At 68.6% G+C, this 24345-nt stretch carries 17 protein-coding genes; 12 read left to right on the plus strand and 5 right to left on the minus strand.

The window, feature by feature from the left end; all coding sequences use genetic code 11:
• The 5 genes from TEF_00705 (at position 1) to TEF_00725 (ending at position 9466) form a co-directional block, all read left to right on the plus strand.
• Complete coding sequence (locus tag TEF_00705) at positions 1 to 597, plus strand: hypothetical protein (GenBank protein ID ANK79469.1); 597 nt, start codon at positions 1 to 3, stop codon at positions 595 to 597.
• A gap of 77 nt (positions 598 to 674) precedes the next feature.
• On the plus strand, positions 675 to 1142 hold the full coding sequence (locus TEF_00710) for a flavodoxin (protein ANK79470.1): 468 nt from the start codon (positions 675 to 677) through the stop codon (positions 1140 to 1142).
• 172 nt (positions 1143 to 1314) lie between these two features.
• Complete coding sequence (locus TEF_00715; protein ID ANK79471.1) at positions 1315 to 3144, plus strand: hypothetical protein; 1830 nt, start codon at positions 1315 to 1317, stop codon at positions 3142 to 3144.
• Positions 3144 to 7688 (plus strand): hypothetical protein, encoded by a 4545-nt coding sequence (locus tag TEF_00720; GenBank protein ID ANK79472.1) that lies wholly within the window; start codon positions 3144 to 3146, stop codon positions 7686 to 7688. Before TEF_00715 ends, TEF_00720 begins: the two co-directional genes overlap by 1 nt.
• 134 nt (positions 7689 to 7822) lie before the next feature.
• Positions 7823 to 9466 carry a methylhydantoinase gene (locus TEF_00725; protein ANK79473.1) on the plus strand — a complete coding sequence of 548 codons (1644 nt, stop codon included), beginning with the start codon at positions 7823 to 7825 and terminating at the stop codon, positions 9464 to 9466.
• Positions 9467 to 9776: 310 nt separating this feature from the next.
• On the opposite strand, the gene TEF_00730 is transcribed toward TEF_00725, so the two are convergent.
• From TEF_00730 to TEF_00740, 3 genes are all read right to left on the minus strand, one after another.
• Positions 9777 to 11378 carry a hypothetical protein gene (locus TEF_00730; protein ID ANK79474.1) on the minus strand — a complete coding sequence of 534 codons (1602 nt, stop codon included), beginning with the start codon at positions 11376 to 11378 and terminating at the stop codon, positions 9777 to 9779.
• A gap of 47 nt (positions 11379 to 11425) precedes the next feature.
• Positions 11426 to 12427, minus strand: coding sequence for a hypothetical protein (locus tag TEF_00735; GenBank protein ANK79475.1), 1002 nt, complete (start codon positions 12425 to 12427; stop codon positions 11426 to 11428).
• Between the two features lie 185 nt (positions 12428 to 12612).
• A complete protein-coding gene (locus TEF_00740) occupies positions 12613 to 12831 on the minus strand; it encodes a hypothetical protein (GenBank protein ANK79476.1) in 219 nt (72 codons plus the stop codon).
• Positions 12832 to 12959: 128 nt separating this feature from the next.
• On the opposite strand from TEF_00740, the gene TEF_00745 reads away from it, so the two are divergent.
• Together TEF_00745 and TEF_00750 are read left to right on the plus strand one after the other, a co-directional pair.
• On the plus strand, positions 12960 to 13496 hold the full coding sequence (locus TEF_00745; protein ID ANK79477.1) for a hypothetical protein: 537 nt from the start codon (positions 12960 to 12962) through the stop codon (positions 13494 to 13496).
• Between the two features lie 862 nt (positions 13497 to 14358).
• Positions 14359 to 15441 (plus strand): hypothetical protein, encoded by a 1083-nt coding sequence (locus tag TEF_00750; protein ANK79478.1) that lies wholly within the window; start codon positions 14359 to 14361, stop codon positions 15439 to 15441.
• Here the strand turns inward: TEF_00750 and TEF_00755 are convergent.
• Positions 15434 to 15841: a 4-carboxymuconolactone decarboxylase gene (locus tag TEF_00755; GenBank protein ID ANK79479.1), complete on the minus strand. Its 408-nt coding sequence runs from the start codon at positions 15839 to 15841 to the stop codon at positions 15434 to 15436. The genes TEF_00750 and TEF_00755 overlap by 8 nt on opposite strands.
• 71 nt (positions 15842 to 15912) lie before the next feature.
• On the opposite strand from TEF_00755, the gene TEF_00760 reads away from it, so the two are divergent.
• Positions 15913 to 16983 carry a hypothetical protein gene (locus TEF_00760; protein ANK79480.1) on the plus strand — a complete coding sequence of 357 codons (1071 nt, stop codon included), beginning with the start codon at positions 15913 to 15915 and terminating at the stop codon, positions 16981 to 16983.
• 43 nt (positions 16984 to 17026) lie between these two features.
• Here the strand turns inward: TEF_00760 and TEF_00765 are convergent, their stop codons facing one another.
• Entirely contained in the window at positions 17027 to 17872 is an 846-nt protein-coding gene (locus TEF_00765; GenBank protein ANK79481.1) for a hypothetical protein, read from the minus strand.
• Positions 17873 to 18041: 169 nt separating this feature from the next.
• On the opposite strand from TEF_00765, the gene TEF_00770 reads away from it, so the two are divergent.
• The 4 genes from TEF_00770 (at position 18042) to TEF_00785 (ending at position 24313) form a co-directional block, all read left to right on the plus strand.
• Positions 18042 to 19337 (plus strand): adenosylhomocysteinase, encoded by a 1296-nt coding sequence (locus TEF_00770; protein ANK79482.1) that lies wholly within the window; start codon positions 18042 to 18044, stop codon positions 19335 to 19337.
• 628 nt (positions 19338 to 19965) lie between these two features.
• Positions 19966 to 21144, plus strand: a complete 1179-nt coding sequence (locus TEF_00775) for a methionine adenosyltransferase (GenBank protein ID ANK79483.1) — start codon at positions 19966 to 19968, stop codon at positions 21142 to 21144.
• A gap of 55 nt (positions 21145 to 21199) precedes the next feature.
• On the plus strand, positions 21200 to 22885 hold the full coding sequence (locus TEF_00780) for an SAM-dependent methyltransferase (GenBank protein ANK79484.1): 1686 nt from the start codon (positions 21200 to 21202) through the stop codon (positions 22883 to 22885).
• A gap of 126 nt (positions 22886 to 23011) precedes the next feature.
• Complete coding sequence (locus TEF_00785; protein ID ANK79485.1) at positions 23012 to 24313, plus strand: adenosylhomocysteinase; 1302 nt, start codon at positions 23012 to 23014, stop codon at positions 24311 to 24313.
• Positions 24314 to 24345 lie beyond the last annotated feature (32 nt).

Genomic DNA, 24345 nt, shown 5'->3' on the forward strand with positions numbered 1-24345 from the left:
ATGATGACGAAGCGACTTGCGAACGAGCATGAAGATGAGCCCGAAGGACTGCTGCGGCTGGGCGGGCCGGTCTGCGTGGCCGAATTGAAGGAAACGATGGAGTCGGCCGGCGGAGACCCGGTGTCGGCCGGCAGCATTGCCGATCTGGCGGCCTTCTGGCTCGACCTGAGACGCCGCAGCCCACAGCCCGGGCGGACCGACTTCGGGCCGGAAGACCTGAAATTCGTCCTGCCGGACCTGTTCATGGTCGACATCGGCTGCGACGGGGGCCTGCGCTACCGTCTGGTGGGCACCCGGCTGGCCAGCCGCTTCGGCCGCGACCCCACCGGCCGGCGCATCGAATGCGGCGGCGGGGCCTGGGGCCGGGAAGCGATCGCCACCGTGCTCCGTCGGATCGTCGAGACGCGCGAGCCGCACGCCGTCTTCACCGAGGCGAGCGGCGACTGGAGCGCCTATCGCCTGTTCCAGGCCGTGGCGATGCCGCTCCATGCCCCCGACGGCCGCGTCGCCATCGTCCTCGGCGCCGCGCAGTTCCTCGCCGGCCTGCCCGGCGCGACGGCGCGCACCAGCCGGCTGGACATGAGGCCCATCCGCTAGACCTTTCCGGCCCGGGCCTTCAATCCGCGCCGCCGATACTCTAGGCTTGCCGGGACATCACGCGCCGGAGTGCAGTCATGAGCGCAAAGACCATGCTGATCGTCGCCCACGTGCCATCGCCGAACACGCAGCGGCTGGCGGACGCGGTCGCCGACGGCGCGCGGGACGACGCCATCGAGGGCGTGGACGTCCGCTTGCTCACCCCCTTCGAGGCCGGACCCGACGACGTCATGGCCGCCGACGGCATCGTGCTCGGCACCACCGAGAATCTCGGCTATATGAGCGGCGCGCTGAAGGACTTCTTCGACCGCACCTACTACGCCGTGCTGGAGGAGAAGCAGGGTCTGCCCTATGCCCTCTATGTCCGCGCCGGCCATGACGGCACCGGCACCTGCCGCGCGGTCGAGACCATCACCACCGGCCTGCGCTGGAATGCGGTGCGCGAGCCGCTGGTCTGCCGGGGCGACTGGCAGGACGACTTCCTGGACCAGTGCCGGGAACTGGGAACGCTGATGGCCGCGGGACTGGAGGCCGGTGTATTCTGACCGGGCGCCAGCGCGCGTGGCATTGTGTCCCTTGCGGCCGGGCGGCGCGGCCATGACATGACCGGAATTGCCACCGTGGGTAATCCGGGTCACATCAGTCGCGTAAGAAGAGCAAGATTGTCCAGGACGGTACCAGATAAGCATCTCGTCACATCGACTGCCCCTCCTCAGGTTGACAGCCGCTGCGCTCTGCGCGCTCGCGCTCGCTGGCTGCGGCACCCTGCTGGACGGGGAGGGGGCCGGGGATGACAGGGATTCCGCGCTCTCGGGGCCGCTGCCCGTGAGCTATACCGCGACCATCGATGGCCTGGACGAGCAGCCCGACGTCCGCGAAGTCATCCGCGCCTCGCTCGACACCTTCCGCTATCAGCAGCGCGGCGCGCCGAGCATTGCCGGACTGAAACGGCGCGCCGAGAACGACCGCGCGACCCTGATGCAGGTGATGTCGGCCGAAGCCCACTACGACGCCACGGTGGAAATCCGCGTGGAGGAGACGCCCGGCGACCCGGACGCGGACGCGCGCGCCATCTTCGACGTCGCCCCGGGGACCGCCTACACCATCGCAGCCTTCCAGCCGGCTTTCGAGCCGCATCCCGAAGAACTGCCCACGGACGCGGAGATCAAGCGTGCGGCCGACCTGGGCGAGGGCGCCGAGGCCCATGGCGAGGACATCGTCGCGGCCGAGACTCGCGTCGTGCGCTTTCTCAGCCGCAATGGCTTCCCCTATGCGCGCTTCATCGACCGCCGCGCCGTCGCCAACACCGAGAACCACACGCTGACGGTGACGGCCAGGTTCGATCCGGGTCCGTACACGACCTTCGGGCCGTTGGTGATCGAGGGCGACACCAAGCTGGCCCGCGACTACATCATGGACCGCATCCCCTGGCAGGAGGGCGAGCCCTACGACCGCCAGAAGGTGGAGAAGTTCCAGGAAGCGATGCGCGCGACCGGCCTGTTCGACGCCGTCTCGGTGCAGCCGCCGCAGACCCCCGATCCCGAACAGGTGGCGCGACCGATCACGCTGAAGGTCGCGGACGCCAAGCTGCGCTCCATCTCCGGCGGCTTGCGCTACGACACCGATCTCGGGCCCGGCGCGCGGATCGCCTGGCGGCATCGCAACCTGTTCGGCGGCGCCGAGGACTTCCGCGCCGAGCTCGATGCCTCGCTGAAGGAACAGAAGCTGACCTTCGGGATGACCCAGCCGCACACGCCGACCGAGCGCTGGACCCTGAAGGAGAGCTTCACCCTGCGGCGGCTGGACGACGACGCCTTCTCCGAGGAATCCGCCACCGCGCGCATCGGGGTCGAGACCGGCGTGGGCGAGCACTGGCGCGTCGGCACCTCCGTCGAGGCCAGCGCGGCCAAGGTGGAATCGGACATCGAGAACGATACGGCCTACCTGCTCGGCTTCCCCACCTTCGCCAATCTCGACCGCGCCAATGACCAGCTCAACGCCACCGAAGGCTTCCGCCTGTTCCTGGCGGCAGCGCCCTATGCCGGCCTCAACAACGGCGATCCCGCCTATTTCGGCCGCATCTCGCTGGGCGGCGCGTTCTATCAGCCGCTGATCGGGGAGAACAGCCTGGTGCTGGCCCTGCGCGCCCGCGTCGCGACCATTCTCTCGCAGGCGCTCGACGACGTGCCGGTCAACGAACGCTTCTTCGCCGGCGGCGGCGCGTCCGTACGCGGCTACGAGTTCCAGTCGATCTCACCGACCAATGACGCCGGCGAACTGACCGGCGGGCGGTTCCTGTCGGAGAATGCCATCGAGCTCCGTGCCCGCTTCATGGAGGACCTGGGCGTGGTGGCCTTCGTCGACACCGGCTATGTCGCTGCCGAGCCCTTCCCCGACGCCACCGAGACGCTGCATGTCGGCGTCGGCGGCGGCGTGCGCTATTACAGCCCCGTGGGGCCCATCCGCTTCGATCTCGCCTTCCCGCTGCACCGCCGCGACGAGGACAACTTCTTCGAATTCTACATCAGTCTCGGCCAGGCATTCTGATGCGGCGCGCTCTCCGGATCTTCGGGTGGCTCGCGGCCATCCTGCTCACACCTGTGGTCCTGCTGGCGGGCGGTATCGCCTGGTTCGTCTATGGCGCCGGCGAGGACACCTGGACCTGGGCGCTGGAGCAGGCGACCGGGTTCGCCAGCGGCCCCGGCCTGACCATCGAGACCGGACGCTTCCGGCGCGGCGACGACGGCGTACTGCACCTCGACAGTCTCGCCCTTGCGGACGCGGACGGACGCTGGCTGGAGGTGGAAGACGTCGCCCTGGATCTCAGCGCCGCCGACCTGCTGGACGGCGCCCTGACCATCGACCGCCTGGCGGCCGAGCGGGTCGAGGTGCTGCGCCTGCCTGCCGACGAGACGCCGGTGGAGGAGACCGCGAGCGACGGCCGGCTGCTGCCGGAGAACTTCCAGTGGCCGCGCGCGCCGCTGCCCGTCACCCTGAAGGAACTGGCGGTCGAGGAGGTCATCCTGCCCGAAGGCGTGGCGCCCGTGCAGTCGCGCTACCGCGTCACCGGCGCCCTCGCCGACGCCGGGGCGGTCCAGCGTCTGGACCTGGACATCCGGCCTCTGGACCTGGGCGAAAGCTTCGTGCGCGCCGATATCACCGCGGACTTCGCCGCCGAGCGGATGGACGTGGACATCGCCGCCGACATGCCCGCGATCCGGCCGCTGGCCGACGCGCTGGGCGTCGCGCCGGAGGACAGGGTGCGGCTGTCCATGACGGGCGGCGGGCCCTTCGGCGAGGCGGAAATCGATGTCGATCTGACCGTGCAGAACGCCCTCGACCTGGTCGGCCGGCTCGATCTCGCGCTGGCCGCCGACGGCGGCTATGCCGCCAGCCTCGACGCGACGGCGAACCTGATCGGCGGCGCGCTTTCCGCCCCGAAGCAGGCCCTTGGCGACGTGGTGCATGTCGATGTCGCGGTCTCGGGGCCGTCGACCGACCAGGTGACCATCGACCGCCTGAAGCTCGACAGCCCCGCCGTGACCCTGACCGCCGAAGGCAATTATGACGGAGCGGCCAATACCGTCCGCCTCGCCGCCAATGCCGATATCCGCGCCGACGACGCGCTGGCGCCCTGGCTGACGGGCGCGCGTTTCGAGACCGCGGCGCTGCAGGTCGATCTGGACGGCGCGCTGGACGAAACGCTGACGGCGAAGATGCGCGCGGATATCGCCGCGCCCCGGTTCCAGGACTACGCCGCGGACCGGATCGTCGCCGAGATCGACGCGACCAGCGATCTCGAGACGGCGCGCGGCCACGCCGTGCTGACCATCGACGAGCCTCAGACCGGCAACCCGCAATATGCCAGCCTGGCCGGGGCCGATCCGACCCTGGCCTTCGATTTCGTCGCCGGCCCCGAAGCGCTGGAGATCAGCGGCCTCGACGTCCGGACGGCGGCGGGTACGGCGAACGGCCACTTCACCGTCGACCTCGAGCAGCGGGAAATGGACGGCGAGTTGCACGTCGAGGCCGAGGATCTCGCCCGCGCACCGCAGCTGGCGCAGCTGCTCACCGGCGGCCGGGGCAATCTCGACCTGACCATCGAGGGGCTGGGCGAAAACCGCGGCACGGTCGACGCCAGTCTTCATCTCGAGGAGCTGCAATGGCGCGATCCGCAGTTTGCAGACGTCGCCGGATCGACCGTCGATCTGAACGTCGAGGCCGAGCCCATGGGCGAGGCCATGGTCGCCCGGATTTCCGGCAACACCGCGAAGGGCGCCGAAATCGCCGCCAACGCCACGCTGGAGGGCGAAACCATCGATGGCGACTATTCGCTGAGCCTGCCCGAACTGCCGCCGGGGCTGGCGCCGCCATCCATCGAGGGGTTGCGCGACCTGGCCGTCAGCGGCGAGATCGGCGGCACGCTGAACGATCCGAGGGTGACGGGGACAGCCCGCGCGGCGGACCTCAGGGTCAGCGGGCGGGAGATCGCCCAGCCACGCCTCCGGTTCTCGGCCTTCGACCTCGCCGGCTCGCCCGACTTCGACGCCGAACTGAGCTTCCGCAGCGGCGGCCAGACCGGATCGCTGGACGTCGCCGGCGGTTTCGACCCGGCGGCCAATCGCCTGTCCCTGGACCGCTACCGCGCCCGGCTGGGCTCGGCGCGGCTGGAGGGCCGGGGTAACCTGGACCTCGCCACCACCGGCTTCGACGGCCAGGCGACCCTGAAGGTGGACGACCTCTCCGACCTGTCGGAGCTGGCCGGCATGCCGCTCGCCGGCGATGCAGACGGCACCGTGACGCTGAAACCCGAGGGCGAGCGGCTGGATGCGAAGATCGATCTGACCGCGCGCAATGTCCGCGCCGGCGACATGGCCGCCGTCGGGCGGCTGGACGTCGACCTGGACGTTACCGACCTGACCGGAGAGCTGCCGACCGCCGCCGGCCGCGTCCAGGCCACGGACATCGACGCCGGCGGCGCGCGCATCGCCCGCGCCGCAGCCGACCTGCAGACCCGCGGCGAGACCGTGCTGGCCGACGTGACCGTGGAGCGCATCGAGGCCGGCGGCGCACAGATCGAGGCGGCCGTGGCCGAAATCACGCTCGATCCCTCGGGCGAGGGCGCGCCCCGGATCGGCGGCGACGTGCTGGTCACAGCCATCACCTCCGGCGAGAACCGCATCACCCAGGTCACCGCCGATCTGGGCGGCACGATCGAACGTCCCGTCGCGCGGCTCACCGCCAATCTGGCAGCGCCCGTCGAGGTGTCGCTGCGCACCGAGATCGCCGCCGACCTCACCGACCCGGAGACCCTCGGTCTGCGCGTCGCCGACCTGGTGCTGGAGACGCCGCAGGGCGACATCACTTCCCGCAGCCCCTTCATCGTCGCCCTGCGCGGCGACCTGATCGCCGTCCGCGGCCTCGACCTCGCCGCCAGCGCCGGCGGCGCGGTGACCGGCGACGCCACCTATGGCCCGAGCCAGATCCTGGCGCAGCTGGAGATCGCCGACCTCGCCCTCGGCCCGCTGGCGGCGCTGGGCGGCGTCGAGGGCCTGAGCGGCGTGGCGAACGCCACGATCCGGCTGGATACCAAGGAACCGGGGGACACCGGCCGTCTCGATCTGACCCTTACCGACCTGCGCATGCCCGAGGAAGTCGGCGACTTCACCTTCCAGGTCAGCGCCCAGGGCCGCTGGGCCGACGGCGAGGTCGGCCTGAAGACCACCATCGCCGGCCCCTTCGAGCAGCCGCTGGTCGCCGAAGCTTCCGGCGTGCTGCCGCCTTCGGGCGACCGGGCGATCCCGATCCCGCCCGCAGACGGCGCGGTCCGCGGCCGGCTGGAGTGGCGGGGCAACCTGCAGCAGCTCGTGGCCCTGCTGCCGGAGAGCGACAACCTGGCCGCCGGTCCCGCCCGCTTCGACGTCCGCATGGACGGTACCTGGTCACAGCCCCGCCTGCAGGGCGAGGCCGTGATTTCCGACGCGCGCTACGAGAACCTGTTGAGCGGCACCATCCTGCAGGACGTCGACATGTCGGTCCGCTTCAACGACCGGGGCGTCGGCGACTTCCAGCTTTCCGCCCGCGACCCCGTCGGCGGCCGCCTGCGCGGCAGCGGCGAGATGGTGCTGCTGGGCGACGACAGGACGGCGGAAGTCAGTCTGGATCTGGACGGCCTGCTGGCGGTGCGCCGGGACGAGGCCGAGGTGAAGGTCAGCGGCCGCACCACCGTCACCTGGGACGGCCAGGCGGTGGACGTGGTCGGCCGCCACACCCTGGATCACGTGGAGATCCGCCTGGTGGCGCCGGACCTGCCACCCAGCGTCGTCGCCATCCAGCTGGAGCGCGACAAGGTCGCCGAGGCCGAGGCGGAGGAGCCCGGCCCGCCGCTGCCCGTCAACCTGGACATCCGCATCGACGCGCCGGGACAGTTCTTCGTCCGCGGCCGGGGACTGGAAAGCGAATGGCGGGGCCAGGCGACGATCACCGGCACCGCCGACAACCCGCAGGTCACCTCCGACTTCAACGCCGTGCGCGGCAGCCTCAGCCTGCTGGGCAAGGACTTCGACCTGGAGGAAGGCTCGATCGGGCTCACCGGCGACCTGACGCCGGAGTTCCGCATCGTCCTGGTCCGCGAGACCGAGGATCTGACCGGCCGCATCATCGTCTCCGGCCGGCCCTCGCAGCCCGACATCGATTTCACCTCGACCCCGGAACTGCCCGAAGGCGAGGTCCTGCCGCGGCTGCTGTTCGACAAGGCGCGCCAGTCGCTCTCGCCGGTCGAGGCGCTGAACCTGGCCCAGGGCATCCGCACCCTGACCAACGGCAAGCGCGGCGCGACCGACCGCATCCGCGACGCGGTGGGGCTGGACGTGCTGCGCCTGGAAAGCGGCGACGACCCAGAATCGGCGGGCGCCATCAGCGCCGGACGCTATGTCCGCGAAGGCGTCTATGTCGGCGCCAAGCAGTCGGTGGATTCGGAATCCGGCTCCGTCGTCGTGGAGATCGATGTCCTGCCCAACGTCAAGGTCGACACCGAGATCGACCGCGACGGCAGCACCAGCACCGGCATCACCTGGGAGAAGCGGTACTAGCGGGGGCCCGGCTGTCATCGCCGATGGCCCGGAGGGTCACTCGGGGATCGGGCGAAGCCGCCCATCCTGCGGGATGACTTGCCCGCCACGCCCCCCTGCCTGCACAATGGGCCGAGCGTCCAAGGAGCCCGAAGATGCCCGATACCGCACCGCAGAACCTCTCGGCCGTCGACCAGGCGGTCATCACCCAGGCACTGATCGCCACCGCCCACGAGATGGGGGTGAAGCTGATCCGCTCGGCCCATTCGACCATCGTGCGCGAGGCCGAGGACTGCTCGTCGGCGATCCTCGACCGGCACGGCAATGTCGTCGCCCAGTCGGAGCTGATCCCGCTGCAGCTCGGCTCCATCGCCCACACCTTCGGCCCCTGCGCCGCCGCGTATCCGCCCGAGGAGCTGGTGGAGGGCGATTTCTACATCACCAACGATCCCTATCAGGGCGGCCAGCACCTGCCCGACGTCTTCCTGTTCACGCCGATCTTCGTCGACGGACGGCTGCTCGGTTTCTCGGCGACGGTGGCGCACCACATCGACCTGGGCGGCGGCGCGCCGGGGCTGAACCCCGACGCCACCGATATCCATCAGGAAGGCATCGTCTTCCCGCCGACGAAGTGGAACCTGGCCCGCGACTGGCGCAATGACGGCCCGCTGCAGCGCTTCGTGCGCGCCAATATCCGCATGCCCGACCACACCATCGGCGATTTCGAGGCGCAGTTCGCCGCCAACGCCATCGGCGTGGAGCGCGTGCGCGAGCTCTGCGCCCGCCACGGCGCCGCCCGCCTCGAAGCGGCGATGGACGAGATGCTGGACTATGCCGAGCGGCGCATGCGCCAGGCCCTGTCGGCGGTGCCCGACGGCACCTATGAGGGCGAGGACTTCCTGGACGACGACGGCCAGGGCAGCGGCCCGCTGCGCATCGCCGCCCAGGTCACGGTGAAGGGCTCCGACATCCGCGTCACCTTCGACGGCAGTGCGCCGCAGGTGAAGTCCAACATGAACAACCCCTTCGCCTCGACCGTTGGCGCAGCGCTTTCGGTCATCAAGTCGGCGCTGACTTCCGCCGACCTGCCGTTCAATTCCGGCTGCGCCCGGGCCATCACCGTGGAGGCGCCGGAGGGCTCCATCCTGAACCCGAAGGCCCCGGCGCCGGTGCGCGCCAGGCTGCTGCCCAGCTACCGGGTGTTCAACGCGGTGATGAAGGCGCTGGCCCAGGCGGCGCCGGAGAAGGTCATCGCCGCCGGCTACGACACCACCTATGCCTGCTGCCTCAGCCATCTGGGGCCGAAGGGCTACAACATCTATCTGGAGATCTTCGGCGGCGGCTATGGCGCGGGGCCCCGGAGCGACGGCTGCGACGCGGTCGACAGCCCGCTCAGCAATTGCGGCAACATTCCCGTCGAGAGCCAGGACATGAGCTATCCGTTCTTCCGGGTGCTGGACTACAGCCTCGTGGCCGGTTCGGGCGGCGACGGCGAACACCGCGGCGGCCTCGGCTTCCAGCGGGTCTACGAGATCCTGGACGACGACGTCACCTTCGCCGCCTATGGCGACCGCTTCATCATCCCGCCCGAGGGGCTGTTCGGCGGCGAGTCCGGCGGCAAGGCCTCCGCCTGGGTGATCCGCGGCGGCGAACGGATCGAGCTCCGTTCCAAACTGTCGATGGCGATGAGGAAGGGCGACCGGCTGGTGGTCCGGACCGGCGGCGGTGCCGGCTATGGCGATCCGGCGAAGCGCTCGGCGGCGCTCCGCGAGCGCGACCGCATCGACGGCTACGTCTGAGGCGGGGAGCGTCGGACCTTGGAGGTCATGCCCGCCCTGTGCGGGCATCCGGTTGACCGTATGACTGGCAGTAGAGCCGTTCCGGCCCCCGCACAGGCTCGTCCCTGACCCCGCTCGGGCTGGCGGAGGTGACAAGCAAGGCGGGTCGCGCTTCAGTCAAACAGTGGATTGCTCAAGGTCCTTCAACGAAGCGACGGAAACACATGGCGTCCTGGGGCTTGACCCCAGGACCCAGTCCTTCGTTTCTCTGGGTCCTGGGGTCAAGCCCCAGGACGCCAAATCAACCAATCCGGCCCGGCCGGCCCTGACCCTACCCTGAGCGGCGGCGCGGTTCGTCGTCCAGTTCGCCGGCCATCTCGCGCAGCTTCGCCTTCTGGATCTTCACCCCGTTGGCCGACTGGGTGACAGGGAAGGCGTCGAGCGGCACGGCGCGGGCGGGCACCTTGTACTTGGCGAGGCCGGCGGCGCAGTGAGCGATCACCGCCGCCTCGTCATAGCCGGGGCCGGCTGGAATGACGAAGGCCACAGCGCGGTTGCGGCCGCCGACATTGGCGGCGACCACCTGCACATCCTTCACCGAAGGGTGCTCCAGCAGGCGCGCCTCGATCTCCGCCGGCGCGGTGAGGAAGCCGCCGAGACGCAGCACGTCGCCCATGCGGGAGAGATATTCGAAGCCGCCCTCCTCGGTCATCTGCGCCAGGTCGCCGGTGCGGATGAAGCCGTCGTCGGTCAGCGTCTTCGCCGTTGCCTCCGGGTTCAGGAAATATTCCATCATCATCGACGGGCCGCGCGCCTCCAGCTCGCCCGGCTCGCCGACGCCGAGCAGCCTGCCCGACTCCGGATCGCGCACGCGGACCGCCGCCGTCGGCGCGATGGGGATGCCGCCGCCGCGCTTGCGCACCGCGACGGGCGAGCCATCGGGCCAGCGGGTGAACAGCGCCTGCACCTCCGACATGCCGTAGACGCCGGTGATATACATGCCGCGCTGCTCGGCGCGCTCGACGATGTCCTCCAGCGCCGCGTTGAACAGCGCGTAGATGCCGGAGCGGAAGGCCGGGAACGGCGTCTGCTCGCCCGCCGCCTCTTCCAGCATCATGGCGTACATGTCGTCGGAGCCCGCGGTGTGGGTGACGCGGTGCGCCTTCATCAGCCTGACGGCCTCCGGAATGTCCAGATAGGGCATGGTGATCATGGTCCGGCCCGAGGCGATGGCGCCCATGGACTGGGTCAGGCCGAAGACGCCGCAATAGGGCATGGCCAGCAGGTGGACCACGTCCTCGCCGCGCCAGCCGAAGCTGTCGGCGATCTGCAGGCCGTGATCGGCGATGGACGACTGGTGATGCAGGACGAACTTCGGTTTGCTCGTCGTGCCCGAGGTGGTGAAGATCGCGCAGCCGAGACCGTCGTCCGCGTGATCCTCTTCAAGCTCGGCATGCGCGGCGAGGTCGTCGTAGGACACGGGCGTCGCCTCGGGCACCGGGGAGACCGCCGGCGCGCCATCCTCCGAATAGACGATCAGGTGTTCCAGGCCCGAAAGCTCCGCCGGATCGATTTCCGCCAGGATCTCGTTGAAGGCGATGCCCTTGAAGTCGGGCCAGTAGATCAGCGCCTTCGCCCCGGCGCGGCTGACGATGTCGCCCACCTCGACCGAGCGGTAGCGGGTGTTCACCGCCAGCGCGATGGCGCCCAGCCGGGCGCAGGCGAAGAAGACGGCGAGATAGGCCGGCGCGTTGGGCAGCCAGATGGCGACCCGGTCGCCCTTGCCCACGCCCAGCGATTTCAGCCCGGCGGCGACGCGGCGGGACTGGGCGGCGAGTTCGGCATGGCTCCATTCCCGGCCCTGATGGACCAGGACGGGGCGGCCTTCGGCGCGTTTCTCGGCGATGCCGAGCAGTTCGGTCAGGTTTGTCATGGCGGAATGTTAGAACCGGGCCGGGCCGGGCTGCAATCGCCGCGGCGTCAGGCCGGGGCTGCTTCCCGCGCGGGGCGGTCGGCCATGACCAGGCCCAGGGTCTCGCGCACGTCGCGGACCTCGGCCTTGTCCAGCACGCCGTGCGCTTTCATCGCCCGGTGCGCGGCGGGCAGATTGTAGAAGGGAATGGCCGGGTACATGTGGTGCTCGACGTGGAAGTTCACGTTGAAGGGGAAGAACAGCCAGAGCAGCCAGCGGGGCCCCAGATTGGTCCGGGCCGCGGTCAGCGGCGAGGCGAAATCCGTCACCGCGCCATGCTCGCAGATCGCGCGGAGCCGGAGCAGCGGCTGCAGGAAGGTCACCAGCGGCACCGCCCAGAGCAGCAGGTACTCGAGCAGGAATCCGCCGGCGAAGGCGGCCAGAGGCATCGCCGCGTGGAAGCCCAGCACCCACCAGCGGTCGGCCCGGGCGGCGGCGCGGAGCGCGGGCGAGGTGTCGTCCAGCGGCCTGTTCGGCCCGCCCGCCGCCGCATTGATCGCCGGCGCGCCGAAGAAGTAGCGGTAGGTCTTCCAGGCGGTCACCCCGAACAGGTCGAAGAACAGCTTCTTCAGCAGGTAGGCCCGCCCGCGCGGATAGCCGGCGTTGAGCGGGATGTCCGGGTCCTGCTTCCCGTACAGGTGATTGTGGTGCAGCCGGTGGACCACGCGGTAGGTCGGCATGGAGATGCCGACGATGCCGCCGGCGATCCGGCCCACGATGTCGTTCCAGCGGCGGTCTTTCAGCAGGCGGTAATGCGCGGCGTCATGGGCGATGACGAAACAGGCCTGCTGGCGCGTCGCGATCAGCAGCATGGCGAGCACCGTCACCGCCGGATGCCAGGCCCAGAGCGCCAGCCCGAGGATCAGCGCGATGGCGCCGAACAGCTCGGCCACGCCGGCCCAGCCCTTGGCGTCGTCCTGGCGCGTCAGCTCCTTCACCAGCGCGGGCGGCAGCCCGGCCCGGCGCGTGTCCTCGCGAAAGCTTTCCCCGCTCATCTTTTTTTGTACCATGGCTGATTGATACACTGGTTCGCCCGCCGGTTGAACGTCCCTTCCACTCCGGAGCCGCCATGGACTGGTCCCTCGTCCTGGTCCTGACAAAGATCGTCCTTGCCGCAGCTGGCGCCGGTTACGTGGTTTACAGTTTCCTGAAACACCGTACCAAGCGCGGCGCGGGGGGCTTCGCCATCGTGGCGCTACTGATCGTGGACGTGGCGCCGCATGCACTCACCGCCACTGAAGAACTCGTCCGCGTCGTCACGGGGCGCGAAAGGCCGGAAATAGTAGATGTGCTGGTCCAGCGCGAGGGTCGCAGCGTTGTTGCCTTCGATGCCGCCGGAAATCCGCTCTGGCACAAGGCGTTCCCGAGGTCGGTCTCTCTTGCGGAGGTGACGGAGGTTGCGGGCGGCGGCCATGTCGTGGTCGCGCAGGAAGCTGACGAATCGGCGGGGGGAGCCTGCGCGGATATGACAGCCGCGGCGCGCTTGTCTGGCAGTACGAACTGCCCACGATCTATCCCTTCGGCGGCGGCAGCTCGAGCCGGATGCGCATTTCGTCATTGGCGGTCGACCGCTGCCAGCCGGACGGCGACTACAGGGTTTTCGCGACGGCGCACGACATCAACTGGCTGGCCTCCGCGTTGCTTGTCCTCGACCGCACCGGCAAGGTCTTGGGAGAATTCTGGAATCCCGGCTGGCTGATGCAGATCGCAATGACCGCCAACTGCGCCGAGATTGCGGTCTGGGGCTATCACAACGACCTGAGGCTGAGTGAACTGGCGGACGGCTCTGAAGAGTATTTTCAGATCGTCGCACACTTTTCCGCCGACCATATCGCCGGATTCGCGCCTTCTCTGCCGGGCGAGAGGTCGAACGGCAGCTTCCGCTGGTACAAGGCGCTAACGCCGCAGGGCACCAAGATTCGCGAGATCGAGTTTGTGGGCGCGGACGTCAATATATGGCTGCGATGCGGCAAGTCGCTCGCCCTGACGTCTGACGGCGCGCCGGGCGTCACTGGCATCGCCGATTTCTCGCGTTGCCGGGACGTCGAGCATGGTTTCGTTGATATCGCCTCCGATTGAACTCGCCATGCAGACTTGGCCCGCAGGCGTGGAGAATGGGTGTCCAGCCCCCGGGACGCCACGCGCTTGTGAACCGCGGATCGTTGGCCGCGGCGGCGCATCGCCCCATTTCTCCGTCCGAGGCATGGCCCGCCTTCGTCCGGAGACCCCCCGAAGAACGCACTTCGCCTGACGCTGCTTCTCGCCCCGCTGCTGCTGCTCGCGGCCTGCGAGGGGATCGAGGTCAAGCCGCTGCCGCCGGAAGACCGTCCCGAAATCGCCAGCCCCGATCCAGGGTGACCCCGCGCGCCGGATCACCCGCCGCGACGCAAGAAATCGTGAGGGGCCCGTGCGTTGGGGCGGGCCGATCCACCGCCCATCTGGCCGCGAATGGCCGGAACAGAAGTGGAGTCGAAGTCATGAAACGCCTGACCCTGATCATCGCGGCGGCCGCGGCGCTGGCCCTCGCCGCCGGCTGCGCCGGCCTGGACCGCGACCCCATCCCGCCCCGCAACATCCCGCCGATGGAATCGCCCTCACCGCGGTAAGCCACGACGAGGGCTGGCCACCACGCGCTTGTGATCGCTCCGGACTGGCTGCGGCGCAGGGGCGGAACCATCTCTCCGGTTCGCAGGCATGGCCCGCCTCACATACCGGAGACCGAGATGACGAAACTGATCCGCCTGACGTTCGTGGCCGCGTTGCTTACTCTCATGGGGGCCTGCGAGGGGCTCGAGGTGAAGCCCCTGCCGCCGGAGATGCGGCCCCCCGTCGCCGATCCCGTGATCTGAACCTGATCCGGGGTCCCGGGACTCCGGGGCGTTGCCAAGCCCGTCCGGCGTGCCATCCTGCCCCTACGCAGGGAACGAAGGGGAGGACGGCGATGAAGTTCGGCGGCATGGTGGCGACGAAGATCGACGACTGGGCGATCTTCCGGGAGCTGGAGGCGCTCGGCTACGACCACGGCTGGGCGCCCGACAGCCAGATGATCTGGTCGGACTGCTACGCCACCCTGGCGCTGGCGGCGCACCACACCAGCCGCATCCGCCTGGGCACCGGCGTCGCCATCGCCGGGACGCGGCTGGCGCCGGTGACCGCACATTCCATCGCCTCGATCAACAGGCTGGCCCCGGGCCGGACCTTCATCGGCATCGGCACCGGCCACACGGCGATGCGCATCATGGGCGCCCGGCCGGTGAAGGCGAAGGCCTTCCGCGACTATCTGCGCGTCGTCCGCGGCCTGCTTGCCGGCGAGGAGGTCGAGTTCGAGCACAATGGCGAGGTCCGCCCGATCCGCTTCCTCGACCGGGAGCTGGATTGCCTCAACCTGGACGACCACGTCGACATCTACGTCGCCGCCAACGGCCCGAAGGCGCTGCGCGCCGCCGGGGCCTTTGGCGACGGGCGCATCTGCGCGGGCAACGAGCCGCTGGGCGTGCTGGCCAGGAACCTGGAGACCGCGCGCGAAGGCGCGGCAGAGGCGGGACGCGAGCTCGGCGACGACTTCCACACCGCCGCGCTCACCTTCGCCTGCGTGCTCAGGCCCGGCGAGACGCTCACCGACGAGCGGGTCATCGACGAGGTGGATTCGGCGGTCGTCTCCACCCTGCACTACTGGTACGAGCTTTATCAGGAACGGGGCCGGGACGATTTCGTCTCCGACCGGGTGCGCGGCACCTGGGAGGACTACAAGGCTCATGTCGAGGCAACGATGCCGGCGGCGCGCCGCCACCAGATGCTGCACCGCGGCCATTGCGCGTTCTGTCCGCCGGAGGAGCGCCGCTTCGTCACGCCCGACATGATCCGCATCGCCGGCGGCCTGGTGGGCGAGCCCGACGAGATCGTCGAGCGGCTGGGTCAGCTCGAACAGGCCGGGCTGAAGGAGGTCACCCTGCTGCCGCCCGCGGCGCACATGCGCGCCAATTTCCGCGACTTCGCCGATCAGGTCATGGCGCGGGTCAGGTAGGGGCCTGGTCCGCCTCCGCCGGGTCGACGCCGATTTCCTCCAGCGCCTGGCGGGCGAGGCGGAAGGCCTCGACCCCGGCGGGCGCGCCGCAATAGACGGTCATGTGCAGCAGCGCGTCCTTCATCTCGGCCAGGGTCACACCGTTGTTGACGGCGCCCTTGACGTGCAGCTTGAACTCCGTGCCCCGGCCGAGCGCGGCCAGCATCACCAGGTTGAGCAGGCTGCGGTCGCGGCGCGAGAGCGTCTCCTGCCCCCAGGCCGCGCCCCAGGCGCTGGCCGTTACCCAGTGCTGGAAGTCGCGGTTGAAGGCGTCGGCTGCGCCCATGGTCTTGTCGACATAGGCCTCGCCCAGCACCTCCTTGCGGATCTTCAGACCCTTCTCGAACAGCTCGTCGCTCATGGTTCTCTCCCCTCGCGCGGTGAATTGCGCCAGACTAGCGGAAAATCGAACGGGAAGCGGGGGAGGCAGCCATGACGACGCCACACGAATTCGAGGTCTACGCCATCAAGTACGCCGAGCGGGAGGCGCGCCGCGGCGATCACTTCATCGGCGGCGACCCGCATGACGCGCCCATGGACATGGACTACTTCGTCTGGGCGCTGAAGCGCGACGGCAAGGTCTGGGTGGTCGACACCGGCTTCGACGCGCTCGACGCCGGGCGCCGCAACCGCCGGCTGGTGCGCACGGTGCGCGAGGGACTGGCGCTGGTCGGCGTCGACAGCCACCAGGTCGAAGACGTCATCGTCACCCACCTGCACTACGACCATATCGGCGGCTACGAGCATTTCCCCGCCGCCCGCTTCCATCTGCAGGACCGGGAGATGGCCTACGCCACGGGCCGGCAGATGACGCGCCCGGCGATCGCCCACGCCTACACCCCCGAGCACATCGCCGACCTTGTCTTCCGCGTCTTCGAGGGGCGGGTGGAGTTTCACGACGGCGAGGCGGAGCTGGAGCCCGGCCTGTCGGTCCACTGGGTCGGCGGGCACACGGCGGGGCTGCAGGTGGTGCGCGTGATGACGCGCATCGGCTGGATCGTGCTCGCCTCCGACGCCAGCCATTATTACGAGAACATGGAGGCCGACCGGCCCTTCGTCATCGTCTGGAACCAGGGCGAGATGCTCGACGCCTTCCGCATCATGCGCCGCCTGGCCGACGACCCGGCCTGGATCGTGCCCGGTCACGACCCGCGCGTATTCGAGCGCTACGCCGCCCCTTCTCCGGAGCTGGAAGGCAAGGTCGTGCGCCTGGACGCGGAACCGACGATGAATTCGAAAAGACCCAGAAAAGCGAAATCACCTGCGACAAACCGCGAATCGAATGCCAAATGGGACAAGGCCCTTCGAAGCATCATCCATAGTCGATGGTCGACAGGCGATATGTTCGAACTTTCCGATGTCTATATCTTCCAAAAATACCTCGAGGACCAATTCCCGAAGAACGAGCACATCAAACAGAAGGTACGGCAACGCCTTCAGTATCTCAGGGATCAGGGCGAGATCGAATTCCTGGGGAAAGGAAAGTATCGCCGAATTCGATAGTAGCCATCTTCATTGGCGGCGGCGGTTCGACGGCGTTGATCCCTCACCGACGTTCGGCGATCAGCCACATGTTGTCGGAGGTGGGCAGGCGGTCGGTCAGGCCGAAGCGGCGCACCTCGAAGCCGGCAGCGCGGACCATGCGCTCCAGGCTGGCGGGCGTGAAATAGTTGACGTGGTCGGGAAAACGGTAACCCGGCCAGTCCAGCCCCAGGACATGCCGCATCAGGCAGGCATGGTTCGGCACCTTGATAATCGCCACGCCGCCCGGCGCCATGACCCGCGCCAGCGCCGCCAGTACCTCGGCTGGTTGCGTCTCGTGTTCCAGATAGGAGCGCAGCACCGCCCCGGTGAAGAAGCCGGCCTCGAAAGCGGCGAGCCCGTGCAGGGAGGCGGCGTTGACCGCCGCGCCGCCGCGCGGGGCGAAGGCGGCCCCGGCCCGGGCCGCCGCGCCGCGGTCGATCTCGACGCCGTAGGGCGTGAAGCGCGGGTCGAGATCGCGGAACTGCTTGCCGTCGCCGCAGCCGATGTCGATCACAGGGCCCGGTGCGGCGTGGCGCAGCAAAAGTTCGCCGACGCGCCTGCGCGGGAACATGTGCAGGCGGAACCGGGTCAGGCGCGACAGGCGGTAGCCCACGGGCCGGGCCGCCGCCCGGCGCTTCGCCTCCGCCCGCCAGGTGGTCTGCCAGGCCATGTTGTCGAACAGCTCGTCATAGACCGGCGCGTTTTCCAGATAGACGAAGCCGCAGGCGGCGCAGGTCTTGATCCGCCAGCCGTCCCGGACATGGCGCGGCGGCCGGGCTGCATTGTCGGCGCCGCACTGGGGACAGTCGCGGCGGCTGGTGCGCACAGCGTCCGCCATCCTCTTCGCCGTCGTGGCGGGCGTCTCCATGGACCTTCCACTCCCTGCCGGCGCGTCAGCGCGCGAACGCTGCGTGGATAGCGCCGCCGCCGCGCGCTGTCGAGGTGGACCTCTACCCGCCGAGGCGCTACATACGCGCGAATTCCACGCGCGCGCGGCCGGGTCCGCCGCGCCCCTCTGCCAGCGGAGCGAGAAAACCATGAGCGGATCGTCAGACTACAAGGTTGCCGACATTTCACTTGCCGACTGGGGGCGCAAGGAAATCGAGATCGCCCAGACCGAGATGCCGGGTCTGATGGCGCTGCGTGAGGAGTACGGCGCGGAGCAGCCGCTGGCTGGGGCGCGGATTGCGGGCTGCCTGCACATGACGATCCAGACGGCGGTGCTGATCGAGACGCTGACGGCGCTGGGCGCCGAGGTGCGCTGGTCGTCGTGCAACATCTTCTCCACCCAGGACCAGGCGGCGGCGGCGATCGCGGCCACCGGCGTGCCGGTGTTCGCCTGGAAGGGCATGGACGACGACGAGTTCTGGTGGGCCATCGACATGACCATCGAGGGCCCTGACGGCTGGCGGCCGAACATGATCCTGGACGACGGCGGCGACCTGACCCAGCGCATGCACGAGAAGTTCCCCGAACTGCTGGACGACGTGCGCGGCCTGTCGGAGGAGACCACGACCGGCGTCATGCGGCTCTACGAGATGGCGCGGGCGGGCACGCTCAAGGTGCCGGCGATCAACGTCAACGATTCGGTGACCAAGTCGAAGTTCGACAATCTCTACGGCTGCCGCGAGAGCCTGGTGGACGGCATCAAGCGGGCCACCGACGTGATGCTGGCGGGCAAGCTGGCGGTGGTCTGCGGCTATGGCGACGTGGGCAAGGGCTCGGCGGAGAGCCTGCGCAGCCAGGGCGCGCGCGTCGTCGTGACCGAGATCGACCCGATCTGCGCCCTGCAGGCGGCGATGGAGGGCTACGAGGTCCGCACCATGGAGGACGTGGCGGCGTCCGGCGACATCTTCGTCACCGCGACGGGCAACAAGGACGTGATCACGGTCGAGCACATGCGCGCCATGAAGGACCGGGCGATCGTGTGCAACATCGGCCATTTCGATTCGGAGATCCAGGTCTCGGGGCTGCGCAACTACACTTGGCACAACGTCAAGCCGCAGGTCGACGAGGTGGAGTTTCCCGACGGCAAGCGGCTGATCCTGCTGGCCGAGGGGCGTCTGGTGAACCTGGGCTGCGCCACGGGTCATCCGAGCTTCGTGATGAGCGCGTCGTTCACCAACCAGGTGCTGGCGCAGATCGAGCTGTGGCGCAACCACGCCAAGTACGGCCTGGAGGTCTACGTGCTGCCCAAGCACCTGGACGAGAAGGTCGCCGCGCTGCATCTGGGCCGTCTCGGCGTCAACCTGACGAAGCTCTCCCCCGACCAGGCCCGCTATCTCGGCATCCCCGAAAGCGGACCCTACAAACCCGAACACTACAGGTACTGATCCGGACAACGGACGGCCGGCCGGGACGGACCGGCCGGACGCGGATATCGAGGAGCCGGTCCCGGCGACGGGGCCGGCTTTTTTCTTGTCCGGAAACGACAGACAGGTGTCGCATGTGCGACAGGCTCGGGCCGAAAACGGCGTCGGATGTCGTATTTGCGACATCCGGTGCGGCGCGTGAAGCCGCGCGGCCGGGCCGCGTCCGCCGGGATTCGACGCAGGTTCGCGCTCCCCGGCGGACCGGGATTGGCCAAGCCATTGCTCTGCAAGGAAATTTCCGAAATCCGTCACCACAAGTAACGGAACCCATGACCTATAACACAAAAAAAATTGATGTCAAAGGTTATAAATTCAAACCGATGGGACTAGTCCATCCGATGACGGTAATCGCCAACTGAACGTCGAAAAACAAATCGGAAGCTGCTGTATGTGTGCATCCGTGGGCCTTCCATGGGTGGCTATTCTGGGCGATTGCACATGACAGAACGCTGTATTGACGGAATTCGTGGCACGCCCGCCACGAGTTCTTGATCTTTTCAGGCCGCGTTTCGCGAGGGGCGGGGCCGGAGGAGGCTTGATCGGTCCGCCGCGGCCGGCCGCCGGAAACGCAAGACGAGGAAAACAGGACATGTCGCGCAATTACATCTTCACCTCCGAATCCGTGGGCGAGGGCCATCCCGACAAGATGGCCGACAACATCTCGGACGCCATTCTCGACGCCCTGCTGGCGGAGGACCCGAAGTCCCGTTCGGCCTGCGAGACCATGCTCAACACCGGCATGGTGGTGGTCTCCGGCGAGATCACCTCGACGGCGAAGGTCGACTACACCGACGTGGTCCGTCAGACGATCCGCGACATCGGCTATGACGATCCGCGCTACGGCTTCGACGCCGATGGCTGCGCGGTGCTCATCGCGCTGGACAAGCAGTCGCCGGACATCGCCCAGGGCGTCGACGAGGGCACGGGCCTCGACCTCGACCAGGGCGCCGGCGACCAGGGGCTGATGTTCGGCTTCGCCTGCCGCGAGACCGAGCACCTGATGCCGCTGCCCATCGATCTGGCCCACAAGCTGACCCGCAAGCAGGCCGAAGTGCGGCGCGCCGGCAAGCTGCCCTGGCTGCGTCCCGACGTGAAGAGCCAGGTTTCCGTGCGCTACGAGAACGACCGGCCGACGGCCGTGGACGCGATCGTGCTCTCGACCCAGCATGACGACGGCGTCGACCACGCGACCATCCGCGAGGCGGTGATCGAGGAGATCGTCAAGCCCGTGCTTCCCGGACGCTACGACGCCGGCGACATCACCTATCACATCAACCCCACCGGCAAGTTCGTGATCGGCGGCCCTGTCGGCGACTGCGGCCTGACGGGGCGCAAGATCATCGTCGACACCTATGGCGGCATGGGCCGTCACGGCGGCGGCGCCTTCTCGGGCAAGGACCCCTCCAAGGTCGACCGTTCCGCCGCCTACGCCGCGCGCTATGTCGCCAAGAACATCGTCGCCGCGGAACTGGCGGAAATGTGCGAGGTCCAGCTTTCCTACGCCATCGGCGTCAGCCAGCCGGTCTCCGTCGCGGTCAACACCTTCGGCACCGGCCGCATCGCCGAGGACACGATCTCGGCGCTGGTGCGCGAGCATTTCGACCTGCGCCCGAAGGGCATCGTGCAGATGCTCGACCTGCTCCGCCCGATCTACCGCAAGACCGCGGCCTATGGGCATTTCGGCCGCGACGACGCCGATTTCACCTGGGAGAAGACCGACCGCGCCGCCGCGCTGCGCCAGGACGCCGGCGTGGCCGCCGCCGAGTAGCCGCCGCGAGAGACCGCCGCGCGCCAGATAAAGCAAGTGATTGGAGTAACCCGCCATGCAGCAGCTACAGGACCTGCAGAACCCTGAGCTCCTCGCCACCGCGCAGGACTACAGCGATGACGAGACCACGGACCGCGATTCCGGCCTCTACAGGGCCGAATACGTCATGTCCTTCGTCGAGAAGTGGGACGAGCTGATCGACTGGGACGCCCGCGCCCGCTCGGAAGGCAAGTTCTTCATCCAGATGCTCCAGGCGCTGGGCGCCAACCGCGTGCTCGACGTCGCCTGCGGCACGGGCTTCCATTCGGTGCAGCTCATGCAGGCCGGCTTCGACGTCACCAGCGCCGACGGCTCGGCGGCGATGGTGGCCAAGGCCTTCGAGAACGGCAAGAAGCACGGCCTGATCCTGAAGACGGTGCAGGCCGACTGGCGCTGGCTGACGCGCGACATCGTCGGCACCTACGACGCCGTGGTCTGCCTGGGCAATTCGTTCACCCACCTGCACGACGAGGCCGACCGCCGCCGCGCCCTGGCCGAGTTCTACTCGGTGCTCGGGCCCGACGGCGTGCTGATCCTGGACCAGCGCAACTACGATTCGATCCTCGACGACGGCTTCAGCACCCAGCACAAGTACTACTATTGCGGCGAGCAGGTGACGGCGGAGCCGGAATATGTCGACGAGGGCCTGACGCGGTTCCGCTACACCTTCCCCGACGAGTCGGTCTACCACCTGAACATGTTCCCGCTGCGCAAGAACTACACCCGGCGGCTGATCGGGGAGGCGGGCTTCCAGGCCATCAAGACCTATGGCGACTTCAAGGAAACCTACCAGGAATCCGACCCGGATTTCTTCATCCATGTCGCCAACAAGGCCCATGCCGGGGTCGAGGAGATCAGCCCGCGCAAGGCCGCCTACGACAAGACCACGGCGGTGGCCGAGGACTACTACGACAGCTCCGACGCCGACGAGTTCTACTTCAACGTCTGGGGCGGCGAGGACATCCATGTCGGCATCTACGACAACTCGCCCGACATCCGCGAGGCCAGCCGCATCACCGTGGAGACCATGGCGGAGACGGTCGGCGAGATCCGGCCGGAGACCCGCATCATCGACCTGGGCGCGGGCTATGGCGGCGCGGCGCGCTATCTGGCGCGGACCTTCGACTGCTCGGTGACCTGCGTGAACATCTCCCGGGTGCAGAACATCCGCAACGAGCGGCTGACCGCGGCGCAGGACCTCGACGACCGCGTCAGCGTCGTCCACGGCGCCTTCGAGAGCGTGCCGGAGCCTGACGCGAGCTTCGACGTCGTCTGGTCGCAGGACGCCTTCCTGCATTCGGGCGAGCGCGAGAAGGTGCTGGCGGAGGCCTTCCGCCTGCTCCGACCCGGCGGCTCCCTGGTCTTCACCGACCCGATGCAGGCCGATGAGGTCGACGACCCGGAAGCGCTGCGCCCGGTCTACGAGCGTATCCACCTGGAGAGCCTCGGCTCCTTCGCCTTCTACCGCGAGGCGGCGAAGAAGGCCGGCTTCGAGGAGGTGCAGATGCGCGACTTCACCCCGCAGATCGCCAATCACTACGGCCGGGTGGCCGAGGTGCTGACCCAGAACTACGACCGCATGCAGAAGAAGTCGTCGAAGGAATATCTCGACCGCATGCTGGTGGGGCTGGACAACTGGGTGAAGGCCGGCGACGCCGGACTGCTCGCCTGGGGCGTGTTGCACTTCCGCAAGCCGCGCTGAGGCGCCTGCGGCGCCGGGCCCCGGCCCGGCTCCCCTCATTCGACGCCGCCGCCCGGGCCGGCCATGACCGGTCCGGGCGGCGGCGCGCTATCTCCGACATCAACAACGACGAAGGAACGAAGCGAAATGGACGTTCATTCACCCACCGACTGCCGCGTGAAGGACATGACCCTGGCGCAATGGGGCCGCAGCGAGATCGCCATTGCGGAAACCGAGATGCCGGGTCTGATGGCGCTGCGTGAGGAGTACGGCGCGGAGCAGCCGCTGGCTGGGGCGCGGATTGCGGGCTGCCTGCACATGACGATCCAGACGGCGGTGCTGATCGAGACGCTGACGGCGCTGGGCGCCGAGGTGCGCTGGTCGTCGTGCAACATCTTCTCCACCCAGGACCAGGCGGCGGCGGCGATCGCGGCCACCGGCGTGCCGGTGTTCGCCTGGAAGGGCATGGACGACGACGAGTTCTGGTGGGCCATCGACATGACCATCGAGGGCCCTGACGGCTGGCGGCCGAACATGATCCTGGACGACGGCGGCGACCTGACCCAGCGCATGCACGAGAAGTTCCCCGAACTGCTGGACGACGTGCGCGGCCTGTCGGAGGAGACCACGACCGGCGTCATGCGGCTCTACGAGATGGCGCGGGCGGGCACGCTCAAGGTGCCGGCGATCAACGTCAACGATTCGGTGACCAAGTCGAAGTTCGACAATCTCTACGGCTGCCGCGAGAGCCTGGTGGACGGCATCAAGCGGGCCACCGACGTGATGCTGGCGGGCAAGCTGGCGGTGGTCTGCGGCTATGGCGACGTGGGCAAGGGCTCGGCGGAGAGCCTGCGCAGCCAGGGCGCGCGCGTCGTCGTGACCGAGATCGACCCGATCTGCGCCCTGCAGGCGGCGATGGAGGGCTACGAGGTCCGCACCATGGAGGACGTGGCGGCGTCCGGCGACATCTTCGTCACCGCGACGGGCAACAAGGACGTGATCACGGTCGAGCACATGCGCGCCATGAAGGACCGGGCGATCGTGTGCAACATCGGCCATTTCGATTCGGAGATCCAGGTCTCGGGGCTGCGCAACTACACTTGGCACAACGTCAAGCCGCAGGTCGACGAGGTGGAGTTTCCCGACGGCAAGCGGCTGATCCTGCTGGCCGAGGGGCGTCTGGTGAACCTGGGCTGCGCCACGGGTCATCCGAGCTTCGTGATGAGCGCGTCGTTCACCAACCAGGTGCTGGCGCAGATCGAGCTGTGGCGCAACCACGCCAAGTACGGCCTGGAGGTCTACGTGCTGCCCAAGCACCTGGACGAGAAGGTCGCCGCGCTGCATCTGGGCCGTCTCGGCGTCAACCTGACGAAGCTCTCCCCCGACCAGGCCCGCTATCTCGGCATCCCCGAAAGCGGACCCTACAAACCCGAACACTACAGGTACTGAGGTCGCACCTCCGGCGCCGGCCCACGGGTCCG

The organism is Rhizobiales bacterium NRL2, from assembly GCA_001664005.1.
GTDB lineage: Bacteria > Pseudomonadota > Alphaproteobacteria > Minwuiales > Minwuiaceae > Minwuia.

Coding starts and splice junctions, on each gene's coding strand:
- TEF_00705 (ANK79469.1), top strand. CDS start 1: ATGATGACGAAGCGACTTGCGAACGAGCATGAAGATGAGCCCGAAGGA.
- TEF_00710 (ANK79470.1), top strand. CDS start 675: ATGAGCGCAAAGACCATGCTGATCGTCGCCCACGTGCCATCGCCGAAC.
- TEF_00720 (ANK79472.1), top strand. CDS start 3,144: ATGCGGCGCGCTCTCCGGATCTTCGGGTGGCTCGCGGCCATCCTGCTC.
- TEF_00725 (ANK79473.1), top strand. CDS start 7,823: ATGCCCGATACCGCACCGCAGAACCTCTCGGCCGTCGACCAGGCGGTC.
- TEF_00730 (ANK79474.1), bottom strand. CDS start 11,378: ATGACAAACCTGACCGAACTGCTCGGCATCGCCGAGAAACGCGCCGAA.
- TEF_00735 (ANK79475.1), bottom strand. CDS start 12,427: ATGGTACAAAAAAAGATGAGCGGGGAAAGCTTTCGCGAGGACACGCGC.
- TEF_00740 (ANK79476.1), bottom strand. CDS start 12,831: ATGGCCGCCGCCCGCAACCTCCGTCACCTCCGCAAGAGAGACCGACCT.
- TEF_00745 (ANK79477.1), top strand. CDS start 12,960: ATGCGCATTTCGTCATTGGCGGTCGACCGCTGCCAGCCGGACGGCGAC.
- TEF_00750 (ANK79478.1), top strand. CDS start 14,359: ATGAAGTTCGGCGGCATGGTGGCGACGAAGATCGACGACTGGGCGATC.
- TEF_00755 (ANK79479.1), bottom strand. CDS start 15,841: ATGAGCGACGAGCTGTTCGAGAAGGGTCTGAAGATCCGCAAGGAGGTG.
- TEF_00760 (ANK79480.1), top strand. CDS start 15,913: ATGACGACGCCACACGAATTCGAGGTCTACGCCATCAAGTACGCCGAG.
- TEF_00765 (ANK79481.1), bottom strand. CDS start 17,872: ATGGAGACGCCCGCCACGACGGCGAAGAGGATGGCGGACGCTGTGCGC.
- TEF_00770 (ANK79482.1), top strand. CDS start 18,042: ATGAGCGGATCGTCAGACTACAAGGTTGCCGACATTTCACTTGCCGAC.
- TEF_00775 (ANK79483.1), top strand. CDS start 19,966: ATGTCGCGCAATTACATCTTCACCTCCGAATCCGTGGGCGAGGGCCAT.
- TEF_00780 (ANK79484.1), top strand. CDS start 21,200: ATGCAGCAGCTACAGGACCTGCAGAACCCTGAGCTCCTCGCCACCGCG.
- TEF_00785 (ANK79485.1), top strand. CDS start 23,012: ATGGACGTTCATTCACCCACCGACTGCCGCGTGAAGGACATGACCCTG.